14 protein-coding genes are annotated in these 17,159 nt (G+C 44.1%); 13 read left to right on the forward strand and 1 reads right to left on the reverse strand.

Going from position 1 to position 17,159, the window contains the following annotated elements; all coding sequences use genetic code 11:
• Positions 1-112 precede the first annotated feature (112 nt).
• The 6 genes from lpdA to AC5JPT_RS09965 all read left to right on the forward strand — a co-directional run bounded on the left by lpdA (position 113) and on the right by AC5JPT_RS09965 (position 8,196).
• Complete coding sequence (gene lpdA / locus AC5JPT_RS09940) at positions 113-1,567, forward strand: dihydrolipoyl dehydrogenase (protein WP_493857966.1); 1,455 nt, start codon at positions 113-115, stop codon at positions 1,565-1,567.
• Between the two features lie 152 nt (positions 1,568-1,719).
• The gene (gene sucC, locus AC5JPT_RS09945) at positions 1,720-2,886 is read left to right on the forward strand and encodes an ADP-forming succinate--CoA ligase subunit beta (protein ID WP_201579290.1); all 1,167 of its coding nucleotides are present in this window, start codon (positions 1,720-1,722) and stop codon (positions 2,884-2,886) included.
• Positions 2,887-3,008: 122 nt separating this feature from the next.
• Complete coding sequence (gene sucD / locus AC5JPT_RS09950) at positions 3,009-3,884, forward strand: succinate--CoA ligase subunit alpha (protein WP_101204626.1); 876 nt, start codon at positions 3,009-3,011, stop codon at positions 3,882-3,884.
• Between the two features lie 342 nt (positions 3,885-4,226).
• Positions 4,227-5,099, forward strand: a complete 873-nt coding sequence (locus AC5JPT_RS09955; RefSeq protein WP_493857967.1) for a UTP--glucose-1-phosphate uridylyltransferase — start codon at positions 4,227-4,229, stop codon at positions 5,097-5,099.
• 3 nt (positions 5,100-5,102) lie between these two features.
• Complete coding sequence (gene pgi, locus AC5JPT_RS09960; protein ID WP_493857968.1) at positions 5,103-6,773, forward strand: glucose-6-phosphate isomerase; 1,671 nt, start codon at positions 5,103-5,105, stop codon at positions 6,771-6,773.
• 37 nt (positions 6,774-6,810) lie between these two features.
• On the forward strand, positions 6,811-8,196 hold the full coding sequence (locus AC5JPT_RS09965; RefSeq protein ID WP_493857969.1) for a UDP-glucose/GDP-mannose dehydrogenase family protein: 1,386 nt from the start codon (positions 6,811-6,813) through the stop codon (positions 8,194-8,196).
• Between the two features lie 101 nt (positions 8,197-8,297).
• Here AC5JPT_RS09965 and AC5JPT_RS09970 read toward each other — a convergent pair whose 3' ends face one another.
• A complete protein-coding gene (locus tag AC5JPT_RS09970) occupies positions 8,298-9,791 on the reverse strand; it encodes a phosphohexomutase domain-containing protein (RefSeq protein ID WP_493857970.1) in 1,494 nt (497 codons plus the stop codon).
• A gap of 234 nt (positions 9,792-10,025) precedes the next feature.
• Here AC5JPT_RS09970 and mazG point away from each other — a divergent pair, with 234 nt between their 5' ends.
• The 7 genes from mazG (at position 10,026) to rapZ (ending at position 17,143) form a co-directional block, all read left to right on the forward strand.
• A complete protein-coding gene (gene mazG / locus AC5JPT_RS09975; RefSeq protein ID WP_493857971.1) occupies positions 10,026-10,889 on the forward strand; it encodes a nucleoside triphosphate pyrophosphohydrolase in 864 nt (287 codons plus the stop codon).
• A 22-nt stretch (positions 10,890-10,911) separates the two neighbouring features.
• Entirely contained in the window at positions 10,912-11,250 is a 339-nt protein-coding gene (locus AC5JPT_RS09980; RefSeq protein WP_493857972.1) for a ComEA family DNA-binding protein, read from the forward strand.
• A 166-nt stretch (positions 11,251-11,416) separates the two neighbouring features.
• Positions 11,417-13,624 carry a polynucleotide adenylyltransferase PcnB gene (gene pcnB, locus AC5JPT_RS09985; protein ID WP_493857973.1) on the forward strand — a complete coding sequence of 736 codons (2,208 nt, stop codon included), beginning with the start codon at positions 11,417-11,419 and terminating at the stop codon, positions 13,622-13,624.
• A gap of 29 nt (positions 13,625-13,653) precedes the next feature.
• Positions 13,654-14,235 (forward strand): 2-amino-4-hydroxy-6-hydroxymethyldihydropteridine diphosphokinase, encoded by a 582-nt coding sequence (gene folK, locus AC5JPT_RS09990; protein WP_493857974.1) that lies wholly within the window; start codon positions 13,654-13,656, stop codon positions 14,233-14,235.
• A gap of 118 nt (positions 14,236-14,353) precedes the next feature.
• Entirely contained in the window at positions 14,354-15,154 is an 801-nt protein-coding gene (panB, locus tag AC5JPT_RS09995; protein ID WP_493857975.1) for a 3-methyl-2-oxobutanoate hydroxymethyltransferase, read from the forward strand.
• Positions 15,155-15,206: 52 nt separating this feature from the next.
• Entirely contained in the window at positions 15,207-16,109 is a 903-nt protein-coding gene (gene panC / locus AC5JPT_RS10000) for a pantoate--beta-alanine ligase (protein WP_493857976.1), read from the forward strand.
• A 68-nt stretch (positions 16,110-16,177) separates the two neighbouring features.
• Positions 16,178-17,143 (forward strand): RNase adapter RapZ, encoded by a 966-nt coding sequence (gene rapZ, locus AC5JPT_RS10005; protein WP_493857977.1) that lies wholly within the window; start codon positions 16,178-16,180, stop codon positions 17,141-17,143.
• Positions 17,144-17,159: the final 16 nt, after the last annotated feature.

The raw sequence follows: 17,159 nt of genomic DNA on the forward strand, positions 1-17,159 counted from the left end.
GAGTCTTTCTCACTGATATGGTGTATTAACCATAGAGTGTAGACCGTACTGATTTATCATTAAGATAACAATCTATTTAAATGACACATACAATTAAAAATAGGAACGTACTATGAAAGACAATTATGATTTAGTCGTCATCGGCGGCGGTCCTGGTGGTTACGAAGCGGCTATTCGTGCAGGTCAACTCGGTATGAGCGTTGCCTGTATCGAAAAGCGCGTTTATAAAGGTGAGCCAGCACTTGGTGGCACTTGCTTAAACGTTGGTTGTATCCCATCAAAAGCCTTGCTTGACAGCTCACATCGTTATGAAGCCACTAAGCATGATCTTGACGAGCACGGTATCAGTACTGGTGACGTTGCTATCAATATCGAAAAAATGATAGAGCGCAAAGAAGGTATCGTCAAGCAATTGACTGGCGGTGTTGCAGCGTTGCTAAAAGGCAATGGCGTTGACTGGCTACAAGGCTGGGGTACTCTAGTTGATGGTACGGGCACTGACAAAAAAGTCAAATTTACTGCTCTAGAAGACGACAGCGAAACGACGATCACTGCTAAGAACGTTATTCTTGCGGCAGGTTCTGTGCCTATCGAGATTCCTGTTGCCAAAACTGATGGTGACCGTATTGTTGATTCAACTGGCGCACTTGATTTCACTGAAGTACCTAAGCGTCTAGGCGTTATTGGTGCTGGTGTTATCGGTCTTGAGCTTGGTTCAGTATGGCGTCGCCTAGGTGCAGAAGTGGTAGTCTACGAAGCACTTCCTAGCTTCTTAGCTGCCGCTGACAAAGACATCTCAAAAGAAGCTGGCAAAATGCTGAAGAAGCAAGGTCTTGATATTCGTGTCGATACCAAAGTAACCAACGCTGAAGTTCAAGGTGACCAAGTTGTCGTCACTAGCGAAAACAAAGGCGAGTCGAGCGAGGAAAGCTTTGATAAGCTAATCGTTTGTGTTGGTCGCCGCGCTTATTCTGAAAAACTGCTTGGCGATGACAGCGGTATCACGTTGACTGAACGTGGCCTTATCGATGTCAATGACCAGTGTAAAACCAACCTTGATGGCGTGTATGCTATTGGTGATTTGGTCCGTGGTCCAATGCTTGCGCATAAAGCTATGGAAGAGGGCATGATGGCTGTTGAGCGTATTCATGGCGAAAAACCTCAAGTTAACTATGACACTATCATCAATGTCATTTATACTCACCCAGAAATTGCATGGGTAGGTTTGACTGAGCAAGAAGCTATCGATGCTGGCTACGAAGTGAAGACCGGTTCGTTCAACTTAGCTGCTAACGGCCGTGCACTTGCTCAAAGTGAAGCTCAAGGCTCTGTGAAAGTAGTCGCTGATGCGAAAACAGATCGTCTGTTAGGTATGCATGCGATCTCTGCTGGTGCTGGTGATATTGTCCATCAAGGTATGATTGCGATGGAGTTTGTCTCTAGCATTGAAGATTTGCAGCTAATGACCTTTGCACATCCAACTATCTCAGAAGCAGTGCATGAAGCTGCTCTATCTGCAGACGGCCGTGCTATCCATGCTATCCAGCGCAAAAAACGTAAAAAATAAGTAGTTAATTTAGTTATTGTCGATTTACAACCTGATTGTGGTATCGCTATGTTGGCGATAGCCACGATCATGAGTGCGTTATATGTATGCTTAATATATGTGCGTACTTGATTTCACTTTTTATTAATTGTAAAAAATAAAGGATACAATCAATGAATTTACATGAGTATCAAGCAAAAGAGCTATTAAAAAGCTACGGTTTGCCAATTCAAGAAGGCATCATCGCCCATAACGGCGAAGAAGCTGCTGCAGCTTTCGATAAAACCCCAACTGATATTGCGGTAATTAAAGCGCAAGTACATGCTGGTGGTCGCGGTAAAGCGGGTGGCGTAAAGCTGGTTAAAACTCGTGAAGAAGCGAAGCAAGTTGCTGAAGAGCTGATCGGTACTAACCTAGTAACGTTCCAAACTGACGCTGACGGTCAGCCAGTAAACTTCGTATTGGTTGCAGAAGATATGTACCCAGTACAGACTGAGCTATATCTTGGTGCAGTGGTAGATCGTGCAACTCGCCGTGTAACGTTCATGGCATCTACCGAAGGTGGCGTAGATATCGAAGAAGTAGCACACAGCACCCCAGAAAAAATCTTCAAAGTAAATGTTGATCCTTTAGTTGGTTTAATGCCTTTCCAAGCGCGTGATGTTGCGTTCAAACTTGGTCTAGAAGGCAAGCAAATTAACCAGTTCGTTAAATTGATGACTGGCGCTTATAAAGCATTCGTAGAAAACGACTTTGCCCTAATGGAAATCAACCCATTGGCAGTACGTGAAAACGGCGAAATCGTTTGTGTTGATGGCAAAATCGGTATCGATTCAAACGCACTATATCGTCTGCCTAAAATTGCAGCGCTACAAGACAAGACGCAAGAAAACGAGCGTGAGCTTAAAGCAGCTGAGTTTGACCTAAACTATGTTGCTCTAGAAGGTAACATCGGTTGTATGGTAAACGGTGCTGGTCTTGCAATGGCGACCATGGATATCATCAAGTTGTATGGCGGCAAGCCTGCCAACTTCTTGGACGTTGGCGGCGGCGCAACCAAAGATCGCGTTGTTGAAGCGTTCAAAATTATTCTAGAAGACAGCAGTGTTGAAGGCGTTCTAATCAACATCTTTGGCGGTATCGTACGTTGTGACATGATTGCAGAAGCTATCATCGCTGCTATCAAAGAAGTTGATGTACAAGTACCTGTGGTCGTGCGTTTAGAAGGTAACAACGCTGAGAAAGGCGCACAAATCCTAGAAGAGTCTGGTCTAAAACTGATTTCAGCTCAAGGTCTATCTGACGCGGCTCAAAAAATAGTCGATGCTGTTAAAGCCTAAGTCTTTAAGCATAGTAGTCAAATCGTAATAGTGGTTTTTATAACAAAGATTGGTTATCAATATCTGATAATAAGAGTCATAAAGACCATTATTGCAAGACAACCGAATACAAGGAAAATATAATGAGTGTATTAATCGATAAAGATACCAAAGTATTGGTACAGGGTTTTACTGGTAAAAATGGTACGTTCCATTCTGAGCAAGCCATCGAATATGGTACCAAAGTTGTTGGTGGTGTGACTCCAGGTAAAGGCGGTCAAACGCACCTAGGCCTACCAGTATTTAACACTATGGCGGAGGCTATGGAAGCGACTCAAGCTGACGCTTCTGTCATCTATGTACCAGCACCATTTGTACTAGACTCTATCGTTGAAGCAATCGATGCTGGCGTTAAGTTGATCGTTGTGATCACTGAAGGCGTACCGACTATCGATATGCTAAAAGCAAAACGCTATCTTGAAGAAGCGGGCGACGTACGTTTGGTTGGTCCTAACTGCCCAGGCGTTATCACTCCAGGCCAGTGCAAAATCGGCATCATGCCAGGCCATATCCATCAGCCAGGTAAAGTGGGCATTATCTCACGCTCTGGTACTTTGACCTATGAAGCGGTAGCTCAGACTACTAAGCTTGGTTTTGGTCAGTCAACTTGTATCGGTATCGGTGGTGATCCTATCCCTGGTATGAACCAGATTGATGCCCTAAAACTATTCGAAGCGGATCCACAAACTGAAGCGATTATCCTAATCGGTGAGATTGGTGGTACTGCTGAAGAAGAAGCTGCTGCTTACATCAAAGACCATGTAACCAAGCCAGTTGTTGGTTATATCGCTGGTGTTACCGCTCCAGAAGGCAAGCGCATGGGTCATGCTGGCGCTATCATTTCTGGTGGTCAAGGTACTGCTGAAGAAAAATTCAAGGCGTTTGAAGATGCTGGTATCGCATATACGCGTGACCCATCTAAGCTTGGTGACAAGCTAAAAGAAGTTACTGGTTGGTAAGATAGGCAAAAGCCTACTAACTACCAAAGCTTTGTTGAAATTTTGAAAGGGCACCCCTACAATGGGGTGTCTTTTTTATGTCTGAAAACTTTATGAAAAACAAAATACTAGTCACTGGCGGTGCTGGATATATAGGTTCGCACACTTGTATAAGTTTGCATAAGTTGTATCGTAGCTATTAATCTGAGACTTTTGAAATTGTTATAGGTTATATTTGTTAAGATATTTTACGTAAACAGAGTATGAATCCAAATGGATATACTATGTCTTAAGATTTATTAAATCCTATTACTTATTTAACATTTTTCTCTAAACTCATCTTTTGAATATAGCTAAAAAACTATGAATAAAATAACGCATGCTGTTATCCCCGTCGCAGGCTTTGGTACTCGTATGTTGCCATTGTCTAAATCTGTACCTAAAGAGTTGTTGCCTTTGGGTAATCGTCCAGCTATTCATTACGTGGTAGAAGAGGCCATTGCTGCAGGTATTAAGCATATCGTCTTGGTCGGTCATGCACAAAAAAGCGCAATTGAAAACTACTTTGATGTCAATGCTGAGCTTGATAATCAACTGCGCCATAAAGGTAAAGATGAGCTGGCTGACAGCTTGAACTGGCTACCAGAAGACGTCACAGTATCGATGATACGTCAAGGTAAAGCTTTGGGCTTAGGACATGCGGTATTGGCAGCGCGTCCAATCATCGGTGAGCATGATTTTGCAGTATTGCTTCCAGATGTTGTGCTTGATCCGTTTACTAATGACATGTCGGCTGATAATTTGGCTTTTATGATCGATGCATTTGCTAAAGATGGTCATTCACAGATATTGGTTGATCAAGTGGCAGATGAGGATGTGCATAAATATGGTATTGCTAAACTGAGTAGTAATAGTGAAGTGAACGACCACGTAGATGTTAATACTAGCTTTAAAGTTGCAGGATTTGTGGAAAAGCCAAGCTTAGCAGAAGCGCCTTCGAGACTGGCGGTTGTAGGCCGTTATATTTTTAGTAATCATATTTTTGACTATCTGGCCGATACAAAAGCTTCAGTCGGTGGTGAAATTCAACTAACGGATGCGATTGATGCTTTGATTAGTAAGTACGGCGTGCATGTCACCACTATGCGCGGTGATAGTTATGACGCAGGTGACATGCGCTCATATATGCAGGCTTTTATCTACTTTTCCGAGCAGCAACTAGCGGACGATAAATAACCAATGGAAGAGATAAAAGGCAATAAGAAGTATAAGCGTGCTCGTGATTCTCAGCATTGGGAGCACTTGCAATCGCTTGCATCGCGGTCATGGTCGCTGGCAGATTTATTTGCGCAAGATGATAGCCGTGCGACACGCTTTAGCACCCAAGCGGTTGCATTGTATATGGACTATAGCAAGCAGTGCATAGATGAGCAGGTAATGGACAGTCTATTACAGCTAGCAGACAGCTGTGAGTTGTCCTCTCGAATTGATGCGCTTATGCAAGGTGCGATGGTCAACAACAGTGAAGAGCGTGCGGCGTTGCACACAGCATTGCGTCTACCCGAAACAGCAAAGCTACAAGCAGGTGAGCAAAATATTGTTGCCGATGTACATCACAGCCTAAGGCAGGTAGCGAGGCTATCCGAGCGTGTTCGTAGCGGAACGTGGCGTGGGTTCTCAGGAAAGGCCATCACTGATGTTGTTAATATCGGAGTCGGTGGTTCTGACCTTGGTCCACTTATGGCGACTACGGCGCTTGATGAATGGGCAGATACTAGTATCGAGGTACATTTTGTCTCTAACATGGATGGTACTCAACTCGATAATCTACTTAAGCACTTAAATCCTGAAACCACTTTATTTATTATCTCTTCCAAATCCTTTGGTACGGTTGACACCTTATCGAATGCTAAGACGGCATTATCTTGGCTACTTGCGACGGCAAAACTCCGTGCAGGTACAGAAGATAGTGTATTGCGTCGGCATTTTATCGGCATCTCAGCCAATAGTGAAAAAATGAGTGCTTGGGGAATTCATCCTGAGCACCAGTTAGAGCTTTGGGAGTGGGTTGGCGGTCGCTTTTCTCTATGGTCAGCAATTGGCCTTGCCATTGCTATTCGTATTGGAATGAGTGGCTTTAAGGCGCTATTAAGCGGTGCACATAGTATGGATGAGCACTTTGCACAAGCTGATTTTGCAGACAATTTACCAGTATTGTTAGGATTGCTAGCAGTGTGGAATAGTACGTTTTTGAAAGTAAGTGCCCACACCGTATTGCCTTATGATGGCAGGCTAGGTTATTTACCGAGCTATCTTACCCAGCTTGAGATGGAAAGTAATGGTAAGTCAGTTACCCAGTATGGCGATCGTATCGACTATGATACTTGTCCGATTCTGTGGGGAGAAATTGGTTCAAACGCCCAGCATGCCTTTTATCAACTCTTGCATCAAGGAACGCAGCAAGTCTCTTGTGATTTTATCGCTTGCGTACGTCGCTATAGTGATCAGGCGCAAAATACTTCATTACAGCAGCAGCATGAACTATCTTTAGCCAATTGTCTGGCGCAAAGTCGGGTACTGGCATTTGGTAATGCTGCTGTGACAGAACTGGTCGATCAAACAACAGTATCTCGTGTAGATAAATACAAGTACTACCGTGGTAATCAACCATCAACCACATTGCTTATTGATGAGCTCACACCGCATAGTTTAGGGGCACTAATCGCGCTCTACGAACACAAAGTTTATGTGATGGCCAGTATTTGGGATATTAACCCGTTTGACCAGTGGGGCGTTGAGATGGGCAAACAAATGGCAGAGTCGGTCCATGATGCCATGCAAAAAGAGTCTCAAGGTCAATTTGATACGTCTACTGACCAGTTATTACAATATATTAAAAAGTTGTCCTAATAACAGTTATGGGTCAACAATACAGGAAAGTACGCTCATGGAGACTGCCACAAATGACAGTTATATGCCTAAATATAAAAACATATCTGAAACCAATCAAATGAGTGAGCCTGCAGTCAGTGTACTCATTGGTCACAGCATAGAAGCGATTACCAGTGCGGTCGTGCTGGCAAGTCTTGGTCAGCGTGTGCATCTTTATGCAGATATAGATCTATTGACTGAGCAGATACAGCAGTATGGTTTTGAGCATCATTTGCAAGCATTGTGGCAGATGTATGAACAACAGCAAGTCATCACTATCAAAGCATTACCAGCTAGTGCAGACACAGTGATAGCCTCTTATGAACCTGCAAGTCACAACGAAGCTGATACGCAGAGTCTTGCAGCACTATATTGGTTGTTTCTTGATAGCGCTAAGTCAGTATGGATAGAGGACAGCTGGATTACCGCTTTTAACCACAGCCATCAGCAGAATATACCGGTTATCATGAGCGGTATTGAACAGCTAGGTCATGTATCGGAACTGGCTCAACGTTTGCAGCGTGCATGGGTGTATTACGTGCCCTTTGTATTCTTGCAAGATGGGAATGCGTATAGCTCGATGTTGAACCCTTCGCTATGGCTATTGGGTGAAAAGACAGCGAGCAGTAGTCAGCAGCTACAGGTGTTAAAACCGTTAATGCAGCATGCGCGTGCTGCTCATTATGCTGATATCGCAACAATTGAGTTTGCTCGTAGTAGTATCATGGCGATGCTGGCAACACGAGTGAGCTTTATGAATGAAATGTCACGCTTAGCTGATAGTCAGAACGTTGATATCAGTCAGGTCAGTCGTATAATGGGATTGGATGAGCGCGTAGGCAGCAGCTATCTGCAGGCGGGATGGGGATTCGGTGGTAATACTTTGCCCACCGAGCTGACCAAGTTGCAGCAGTCGAGCAAAATGCACAGTTTGGATATGCCTTTGTTAGAGTCTGTCGTACACATTAATAAAGATCAAAAAGAATTGATATTTCGTAAGTTTTGGCAATATTTTGATGGTTTTATCGACAATAAAACTGTCATGGTTTGGGGCGGCAGCTACAAATCAGGTTCAGGACGTACTGCAGGGTCCGCCATTCATCCGTTATTGGCGTTGTTATGGTCTTATAATATTCGTACATTGGTGTATGGTGATAAAGCACAGGCTGAGCTTGCTGAGCGCTACCAACAGCAGCCATTACTCAAATTGACTACTAACCCTTACGAAGGCTTGGACGATGCCAACGCTATTTTTATTATCAGTTGGTCACCGCGAGATCAGTTGGATATTGCCAAAATAAATCAGCAAGCGATGCCTATATTTGATGCACAAAACGCTCTCACTCGAACGCAAATCAATGATTTGGTAGGGGACTATATGGGTATTGGCCGATCCAAATAGCTTGTTTTCATAGTTTTCGCAATACATATTAATCAAAAAACGCTCACTAAATAACATTAGTGAGCGTTTTTTGAATGTCTAGTTAGCGCTAAAAGATAAGACTATGCGGGCACAGCTCCTTGATCCGCTAGCCATTGCTGAATGGCTTGAGTCTTAGTGGTCAGCAGCTCTTGTTCACCACGACTCTCGATATTTAGTCTAATAAGCGGTTCGGTATTCGATGCACGTAAATTAAAGCGCCAGTCACCAAAGTTCAGACTTAAACCATCTAGAGTTGATTTGGTAGGATTATCCACACTGAATTTTTCTTCAATGGCATCAATAATGGTTGGTGCATCGAGGGTGGTTAGGCGAAAGTTTAATTCACCTGAGCTTGGGTAATTTTCAATATAACCTGTGACTAATTCTGATAAGGTTTTACCTGTAATAGACAACAGCTCAATTGTCAATAGCCACGGTATCATACCGCTATCGCAATAGAAAAAGTCACGGAAATAGTGATGAGCAGACATCTCGCCACCATACACGGCACCCGAGCTGCGCATGACTTGCTTGATAAATGAGTGTCCAGATTTACTGATGACAGCCTTGCCGTTGTGCTTTTCTATCACCGCTTCAGTATTATAAATGACACGTGGATCATAGACGATGGATTCGATTTGTTCTTGATGTTTATTCAAAAACGCTTGGGCGAGCATACCAACGACGTAGCTACCATCGATAAACTCACCTCGCTCATCAAATAAGAAGCAGCGATCAAAGTCCCCATCAAAAGCAATACCAAGGTCGGCGTTGTTTTCTAAAACTGCTTGTTGAGTGGCCACTCTATTGGCTTCAATCATTGGATTAGGAATACCATTAGGGAAGCTGCCATCTGGAGTATGGTGTAGCTTAATCACTTTGATAGGTGCACCAGCTTGGGTCAGTTTATCGATTAATAAATCGACCACAGGACCTGCGCTGCCATTGCCTGAGTTGATCACCAGCTCGAGCGGCTTTAGCTTATCAACATCAATAAACGTCATGACATGATCGATGTACGCACTTTTATTTGTTAGAAGTTTTAGTTTTCCTGATTGGTTATCAGTGATAAATTGTCCTGATTCTGCCAATGCCTGAATCTCTGCCAATCCATCATCAGCACTGATTGGTTTTGAGTATTCTTTGACCAGTTTTAAGCCATTATAGTTGATAGGGTTATGGCTGGCAGTTACTTCGATACCGCCAAGCGTCTCATAATGGCTGGTCGCAAAATACACTTCTTCAGTACCGCTCATACCCAAATCGATAACGTCGACACCAGCATCTATTATTCCTTGAATGGCAGCTTGTTTTAATTGCTCACTAGAATGACGAATATCACTACCAATGACGATAGCCGGCTTCAGAGCTATCATATCATTGTCTTGAGCTTTCACTGCTACCTGATAACGCTGGTACAAAATCTGTGCGAACGCTCGTCCGATACGGTAGGCAATGTCTTCATCTAAACTGACCCCCAGCTCGCCGCGAATATCGTATGCTTTGAACGAATTAATGGTAATAGGAGTAAATTCTGTTGCAGGTTGATAGCTGGTAGCCGCAGAAGTTGACATAATGATAAAATTCCTTGGGAATAAGCAGTGATAGAGTTAGTACGCGCGTCGCACAATTATAAATCGAGTTGTGTTCAATGATACACTAACTGCTAAAGGTGTGAGACATGTGTCGATAGGTAGGGTCAAAATATATATCCATCAACCACTCAAATATACATTGAATCATAGAATGACAAGCGATACTTCCTGTTAAGTAAACAACTAACCCATAGAATGATAAGAGTCGCCATTATGAGTATTGTGAATACTACTACCGAGCCGAAGCCGGTACAAGGAATACCAGCCCCTAGCGGATCGCTCGATGATCTTTTAGCGTTGATGGCACGATTAAGAGCAGACTGTCCGTGGGACAAAAAGCAAACCAATCATAGCCTTATTCCTTATGCTATCGAAGAGGCTTATGAGCTAGGCGAAGCGGTACAAAGCGACGATGACGAAGATATCAAGGGCGAGCTTGGCGATGTGCTACTGCAAGTGGTGTTTCATTGTCAGATGTATGCTGAGCAAAGACGCTTTGATATGAGCGATATCATCAGTACTTTGCAAGAGAAGTTAGTTCGTCGTCATCCACATGTGTTTGAGGCTGAAACGCTACAAGACGACGATGCGGTAAAAGAGCGCTGGGACGAAATCAAGTTAGAAGAACAGCAAGCACGCGAGGCACGTGGTAAATCAAAACGTCGCTTAGATCAGGTTAAGGCGGGTAGTGCTTTGATGCAGGCACAAGATGTACAAAAGCAAGCGTCAAAGTTAGGTTTTGATTGGGAAGGTGTTGCAGGTGCGGTAGACAAGCTAGACGAAGAGATTGCTGAACTCAAGCATGAGCTAACAGATAAATCTGCCGCAGATATCAAGACCAATATCAGAGAGGTCGAAAAAGAATTGGGCGACTGCATGTTTGCGCTCGTCAATGTCGCACGTAAACTAAACCTCGATGCAGAAGCAGCGACTTTAACCTGCGTGCACAAATTCAAATCTCGCTTTGGCTATATCGAAGAGCAATTGGCAGCGAGTGGCAAGCGTGTCGAAGACAGCGATATATCAGAGATGGATGCACTATGGGAAGCGGCGAAACAACATGAACGCTCAGCATAAAACGTCATTTACCAGAATAATTATGATAGCAGTCTTTAGTCTCGTATCGAATGTCGGTATAACTATTGAGGCTAATGCCTCTGAGCCCTGTTTTGATGATCCTGAACGCGCCTATGAGTATTTGATCGCAAAAGAGCAATCTGTGATACAAGCGCGTGAGCAAAAATTAATCAATATTAATAGAGCCAGTGAAGGTGAGCTGGTGTCATTAGATGGCATTGGCAGTAGTAAGGCGCAGGCTATTATTCTATATCGTGAGATGTTTGGTGGTTTTAGGACTGTTGACGAGTTAGAAAAAGTAAAAGGGATTGGGGCGAAAACAGTTGAGAAAAATAAAAAGCGTTTAAGCGTAGTGGATTAACAGCTGTGTTTTGCATTAATTAATCCTAATATTGACAAAATAGCATGTAAGTAAATGTCATAACACCCCCAGTACGTCCAAAATTTGTTAAACTAGCGGGTACATCCGCCTGATAAACGCTGTGTTATTCAGGGGTAGTTAAAGAATACCGGCGAGGAGTAGATGCATGGCCGAGCGTGCCGCCAAGCAGTTAGAACTGAACAAATCTGAATTACCCAATTCCATTACTGAAGTGATTGCCACATTGACCCGAGCTGGGTTTGATGCCTATATCGTCGGTGGTGGTGTGCGCGATACTTTATTGGGCTTGCGCCCGAAAGACTTTGACGCTGTTACTGATGCCAAACCACATGAGATCAAAGATGTCTTTGGTAAGCGTTGCCGTATTATCGGTCGTCGCTTTCAGCTAGCGCATGTATATTCAGGTCGCGAGTTGATTGAAGTGGCTACTTTTCGCGGTCCGCCAACCAGCGATGCCAATACCAATCGTGATGGTATGATTCTGCGCGACAATGTTTGGGGTGATATTCAACAAGATTTTTCTCGCCGTGACTTCTCTATCAATGCGCTCTATTATCAACCGCTCAAAGGCATCGTCCATGATTTTTGTGGTGCGCTGGAAGACATCGATAATAGAGTCATTCGCCTGTTAGGTAATGCGCCAGTGCGTATTGAAGAAGATCCTGTGCGCTTGCTCCGTGCCCTGCGTTTTAAGGCAAAATTAGGCTTTGAGTTTGATGACGCATTGGCTGAGCAATTCCATGATGGTAATTGGGCACTGCTTGAGCAGATATCACCGCATCGACTCTATGATGAAACGCAAAAAATGTTTACTGGTGGTTATTTAGTGCCATTGTTGCCGTTACTTTTTGAGTCAGGTGCCATTGATAGCCTTATCATTTATCCACCAGCCGAGCCAAGCGCCTTGGTCAACCAAGTAGCGATCAATACTGATAAGCGTATTGCTGCTGGCAAAAGTATTAATCCAGCATTTTTCTATGCTGCGCTGCTGTGGGAAAACTATTTACATCAACTGGCAAAAGCTAAAAAGCGCAATATGCCGTTTGCGGAAGCACAAATGCATGCTGCTGGCAAAGTTATTGACCGTCAACGTATCAAGACAGCAATTCCAAAATTTGCTGAGCAGTTTATCCGTGATATTTGGATATTGCAGCCAAAACTTGCCGCTCCTCGTAGCAAACAAATTGTTCAGCTCTCTGAGCATCCACGCTTTCGTGCAGGTTTTGACTTTTTGTTGTTGCGCGAACAGTGCGGTGATGCTGAGCACCCGCTATCAGAGTCGACCAATGATATGGGTGACTGGTGGCAGACATATCAAACATTGTCTGAGCGCGAGCAACAGCAGGCGATTGATGAGTTTGATGAAAATCTTCGCCGCGGTGCCTACAAAAAAGGACAACGTGGTCGCGGACGCAATCGTCAAAAGCCAGAAGCCAATACCATTGATAATGCATCATCTAATCAAAACAGCGCTAAACAAAGCAAAGCCAGTAATAGTGCTGGGCAGGGAAGGAATGATCAGACAATGGTAAACGATCCATCGAATATTCCAGCACGTCGTCGCCGCGCTAGCAGCCAAGCTAAAACAGGTCGAAATGGTAGTAAGCATCACGACACGCAGCAGGTGAAACAAGATAGCAGCGAGCTTGCACAGCTACAGCAGTTATCGCTCAGTAGCAACGATCAATCAGCAAACAAACGCCATCAGTCTAAACCTGCGCCACTGTTTGTAATAGAGCACGATAATGTCGTGCCGCCATTACGGAAGCAGCTATCAGATGATAAAGCGTCAAAGCGCAGTAAGACGCCTGCAAACAAGCAAGAAGCTACGCAGAAGCGAGCATCTATTGATAGCGATGCACCGCAGCAAAAAGCCAAAGCTGATCGTCAGAATAGGAATCAGCCTACTAAAACTGATCTGCCAGAGTCTAACTCGTCATCTAGTCAGGCAAAACCAACGCGCTCGATCGCAAGGTCACCTGCATTGGTGAGTATGAATAACGAGCCAATTCCGCATAAGCGTCGCCGCCGCGAGCCTACTGTTGACAGCACAGACAGTGCTCAAGTACAAGCTGATGATAAGGCGCCAGCAACAGCAAAATATGCGAAAAAAGCACCTAAACAAGTCGCTCAGTCGACTGGTAAAGCTGATGTCAAAGAAGTGACAACCACCGAAGCAAAGAAAGTCGCTACACCTGCAAGAGCGAAAAGACCAGCTAAAACGACTACCGCTAAACCTGCTCAACCCAGTCAAATGGCAAGTGACCAATTACCTGCTATCAAAATGACTGAGAGTAAAGGCCCTGTACCATCAAAGCGTCGCCGTCGTCAGCCTAGTACCGATAACGCTTAATGTTATCAGCATAATTTGCAGATGGTGACATGATGAATAAAAGTAGTTTTGATAGTGGCAACGTATCGGGTAGCAACACATTTATATCGGCAACTAATAGCATTGACGAGACCATTTGGTTCACCTGCTATGTGGGCCTAGGTAGCAACTTGTCTAACGAGCTAGGGTCACCTATAGATCATTTGCAGCAAGCGCTTAAAAATATGCAAGATCATGAGAAGGTACGTAAAGTGACTGTATCTTCTTTTTATGCATCAGTGCCGATGGGACCGCAGGATCAGCCTAATTTTGTTAATGCCGTTGCTGGTTTTGAGACAACGATGAGTCCTTTTGATCTGCTTGCCTTTTGTCAGCAGTTAGAAATATCGGCCAAGCGAGCACGTTTACGTCATTGGGGTGAGCGCAGTCTGGATGTCGATATTTTATTGTATGGAGACATACAAGTCACTGAGACGCAGCTAACGATTCCACATGCAGGCCTGTGTGAGCGTAATTTTGTCCTGATACCATTACGAGAGCTGGCACCCCATTTGACTATATTAGACAAGCCAATAGGTGACTATCCACAAAGCTGCGATTGGACAGGCTTAAAGCTACTATCAGATGCTTGATATTAAATAAACCATAGTCAATGCTCAAAGTTATACGATGATATCGTATTTAATTACAGTCATTATTATAGCTAGCGATATTTATAATCAAAGGTATTACAGGTTAATTGAGGGTCATATGACAACGTTATCTACTTTAAATAAGTTTAAAAAAGACGGCACCAAATTTACGTGTTTGACGTGCTATGACTCAATGTTTGCACGAATGATGGACAAAGCACAGATCGATACGATTTTGATCGGTGATAGCTTAGGAATGGTCGTGCAGGGCCATGATTCGACAATACCTGTAACAATTAATGATATGGCTTATCATACCGCCAATATTGCCCGTAGCAACAAACATGCTCTGATACTGGCTGATCTACCGTTCATGAGCTACGCGACATTGCCAGAAGCCATTGCCAATAGTCGCCAACTGATGCAGGCAGGTGCGCATGTAATCAAAATTGAAGGCGGCAATGAGCTGTGTGAACTGGTCACTACCTTAGCACAAGCAGGGACACCAACTTGTGTACATCTCGGTTTGACGCCGCAATCAGTTAATGTCTTTGGGGGTTATAAAATCCAAGGTCGCGGTGATGAAGCGGCTGACAAATTACTCGCTGATGCTAAAGCGGTCGTTGATGCAGGTGCGGCGCTATTAGTGTTGGAATGTGTTCCAGCAGCACTGGCAAAGGCAGTCACAGAAGCGGTCGCGGTACCTGTTATCGGTATCGGAGCAGGCGCAGATACCGACGGTCAGGTACTCGTTATGCATGACATGCTTGGTATGGTACATGGGCGTGTGCCACGCTTTGTACATGATTTTCTGACCGATGAGCGCAATGATGCAAACAGCATCGAGGGTGCTTTTGCTTTGTATCAACAGTCAGTACGCGAAGGCAGCTTTCCAACTGAACAACATCAATTCGATTAATCTCGTTGACGCTTTTACATAACAGAACGCTTTAATAAAAGAAAAAATTACCATGTCTCCTATCATTCATCATCATATCTCGTCGTTACGTGAGGTTTTGCAGTCTTGCCGTGGTCAGCAGCATACCAAGGAAAAAGGTGTGCAGCGTATTGCTCTAGTACCAACGATGGGCAATCTGCATGACGGTCATCTTGAGCTGGTAAAAATTGCCAAGCAGCATGCGGATGTGGTTGTCGTGAGCATTTTTGTGAACCCTACTCAGTTTGGCGTGGGTGAAGATTTTGACAGTTATCCGCGTACGTTAGACGAAGACGTGGCTAAGCTTGCGACAGTGGGTACAGATTACGTGTTTGCCCCTAGTATCGAAGAGATGTATCCCGTATTACCACCACCCACCAGCGTGTTGGCTGGTGAGATTGCCAATCAATTATGCGGTCAATCACGTCTCGGTCATTTTGATGGTGTGGGTATTGTGGTCTCCAAGCTATTCAATATTGTACAACCAGATATCGCCGTCTTTGGACAAAAAGATTACCAGCAGCTGGCTATCATTAAGCAGTTAGTGCGTGATTTGAGCTATCCCATCGAGATCATCGGCGCCCCTATTGTTCGTTCTGATGATGGGCTAGCACTGTCATCGCGCAATCAGTACTTAAGCACATCTGAAAGAAATACGGCGCCTATATTGCATCAAGCATTACAAGATTTGGCTGAAAAATTAACAGATAGTGGGATTACTCAGCAGGCGTTTCAAACATTGCTAACAAACACGCACAAGCGTATTAGCGACGCAGGTTTTGTGATTGATTATCTAGAAGTAAAAACTGAAGATCTAGACGCTATGACTAATGATTCAATAATCTTCAATGCAGAAAACAAAAATCTCGTTATTTTGGTCGCAGCTTGGTTAGGGCGTGCACGGTTATTGGACAATCAGTTAGTGGCTATTAATTAGTGATTATCAGTTAATGACAATGGGTTAGCTTTTTTATACCGTAATGTACTAGATGGGATGAATAGAGCATGGATACACGTCAGGATCAAAGCGATAATAATACAGCATCGACAACGCCTCAAGTATCAACCGATAAGCTCAGCATCTTGGTGGTATCAGGTCGTTCAGGATCGGGGAAAACCTCGGTGCTGAACATTCTAGAAGATCTGGGATATTATTCTATTGATAATCTACCCTTGTCATTGTTACCTAGTGCGGCACACAAGCTGATTGGTGAGAGCGGTATCAATCGTATTGCCCTTGGGGTTGATATTCGCACGCCGCGCGCTGATCTGTCTAACTTTGCAGCGACACATGAGTTATTACGAAAAACTTATGGGGCGCAGGCAGTACAAGTCCTATATGTGACGGCGCAAGAGAGTACGCTAATTGCGCGTTTTAATGCGACGCGCCGCGTCCATCCGCTAATGTCTCAAGATGTCGATAGCGACAACGCCAGACATATTGCATTTAATCTGCCTGCTGCACTCAAAAAAGAAGTAGAGCTGTTGGAGCCAATTTCTGCTCATGCAGATATCACCATTGATACCAGTAGTTTAAATATTCATCAGCTAAAAGACAGCTTGCGCGAACACGTTGGTGTGGACAATCAAATCGTCATTAATTTGCTGTCTTTTGGTTTTAAATACGGCAGTCCCATTGATGCGGACTTTGTATTTGACGTTAGGATTTTACCCAATCCGCATTGGAATCCTAAGCTGCGCGCATCGACAGGTCTCGACGTTGAAGTGGATGCCTTTTTTAGCGACTATCCTGAAGTGACAGAGATGCTCAATGACATTGATAAATTTTTGATGCGTTGGCTACCCGAGTTCTTGCACAATAATCGTCATACGGTAACCGTTGCCATCGGCTGTACAGGCGGTAAACATCGTTCAGTATTTATTACTGATCACCTGCAGCGCCGCCTCACTGATACCATGCCACAAGGCGTCAAAGTATTGGCAAAGCACCGCGAAAAAAGCCGTTGGTAATTCATTTCGACCCTAT

The organism is Psychrobacter sp. H26, assembly GCF_059073035.1.

Excerpts from the sequence above, each read along its gene's own strand:
- lpdA (WP_493857966.1), top strand. The coding sequence starts at position 113 with ATGAAAGACAATTATGATTTAGTCGTCATCGGCGGCGGTCCTGGTGGT.
- sucC (WP_201579290.1), top strand. The coding sequence starts at position 1,720 with ATGAATTTACATGAGTATCAAGCAAAAGAGCTATTAAAAAGCTACGGT.
- sucD (WP_101204626.1), top strand. The coding sequence starts at position 3,009 with ATGAGTGTATTAATCGATAAAGATACCAAAGTATTGGTACAGGGTTTT.
- AC5JPT_RS09955 (WP_493857967.1), top strand. The coding sequence starts at position 4,227 with ATGAATAAAATAACGCATGCTGTTATCCCCGTCGCAGGCTTTGGTACT.
- pgi (WP_493857968.1), top strand. The coding sequence starts at position 5,103 with ATGGAAGAGATAAAAGGCAATAAGAAGTATAAGCGTGCTCGTGATTCT.
- AC5JPT_RS09965 (WP_493857969.1), top strand. The coding sequence starts at position 6,811 with ATGGAGACTGCCACAAATGACAGTTATATGCCTAAATATAAAAACATA.
- AC5JPT_RS09970 (WP_493857970.1), bottom strand. The coding sequence starts at position 9,791 with ATGTCAACTTCTGCGGCTACCAGCTATCAACCTGCAACAGAATTTACT.
- mazG (WP_493857971.1), top strand. The coding sequence starts at position 10,026 with ATGAGTATTGTGAATACTACTACCGAGCCGAAGCCGGTACAAGGAATA.
- AC5JPT_RS09980 (WP_493857972.1), top strand. The coding sequence starts at position 10,912 with ATGATAGCAGTCTTTAGTCTCGTATCGAATGTCGGTATAACTATTGAG.
- pcnB (WP_493857973.1), top strand. The coding sequence starts at position 11,417 with ATGGCCGAGCGTGCCGCCAAGCAGTTAGAACTGAACAAATCTGAATTA.
- folK (WP_493857974.1), top strand. The coding sequence starts at position 13,654 with ATGATGAATAAAAGTAGTTTTGATAGTGGCAACGTATCGGGTAGCAAC.
- panB (WP_493857975.1), top strand. The coding sequence starts at position 14,354 with ATGACAACGTTATCTACTTTAAATAAGTTTAAAAAAGACGGCACCAAA.
- panC (WP_493857976.1), top strand. The coding sequence starts at position 15,207 with ATGTCTCCTATCATTCATCATCATATCTCGTCGTTACGTGAGGTTTTG.
- rapZ (WP_493857977.1), top strand. The coding sequence starts at position 16,178 with ATGGATACACGTCAGGATCAAAGCGATAATAATACAGCATCGACAACG.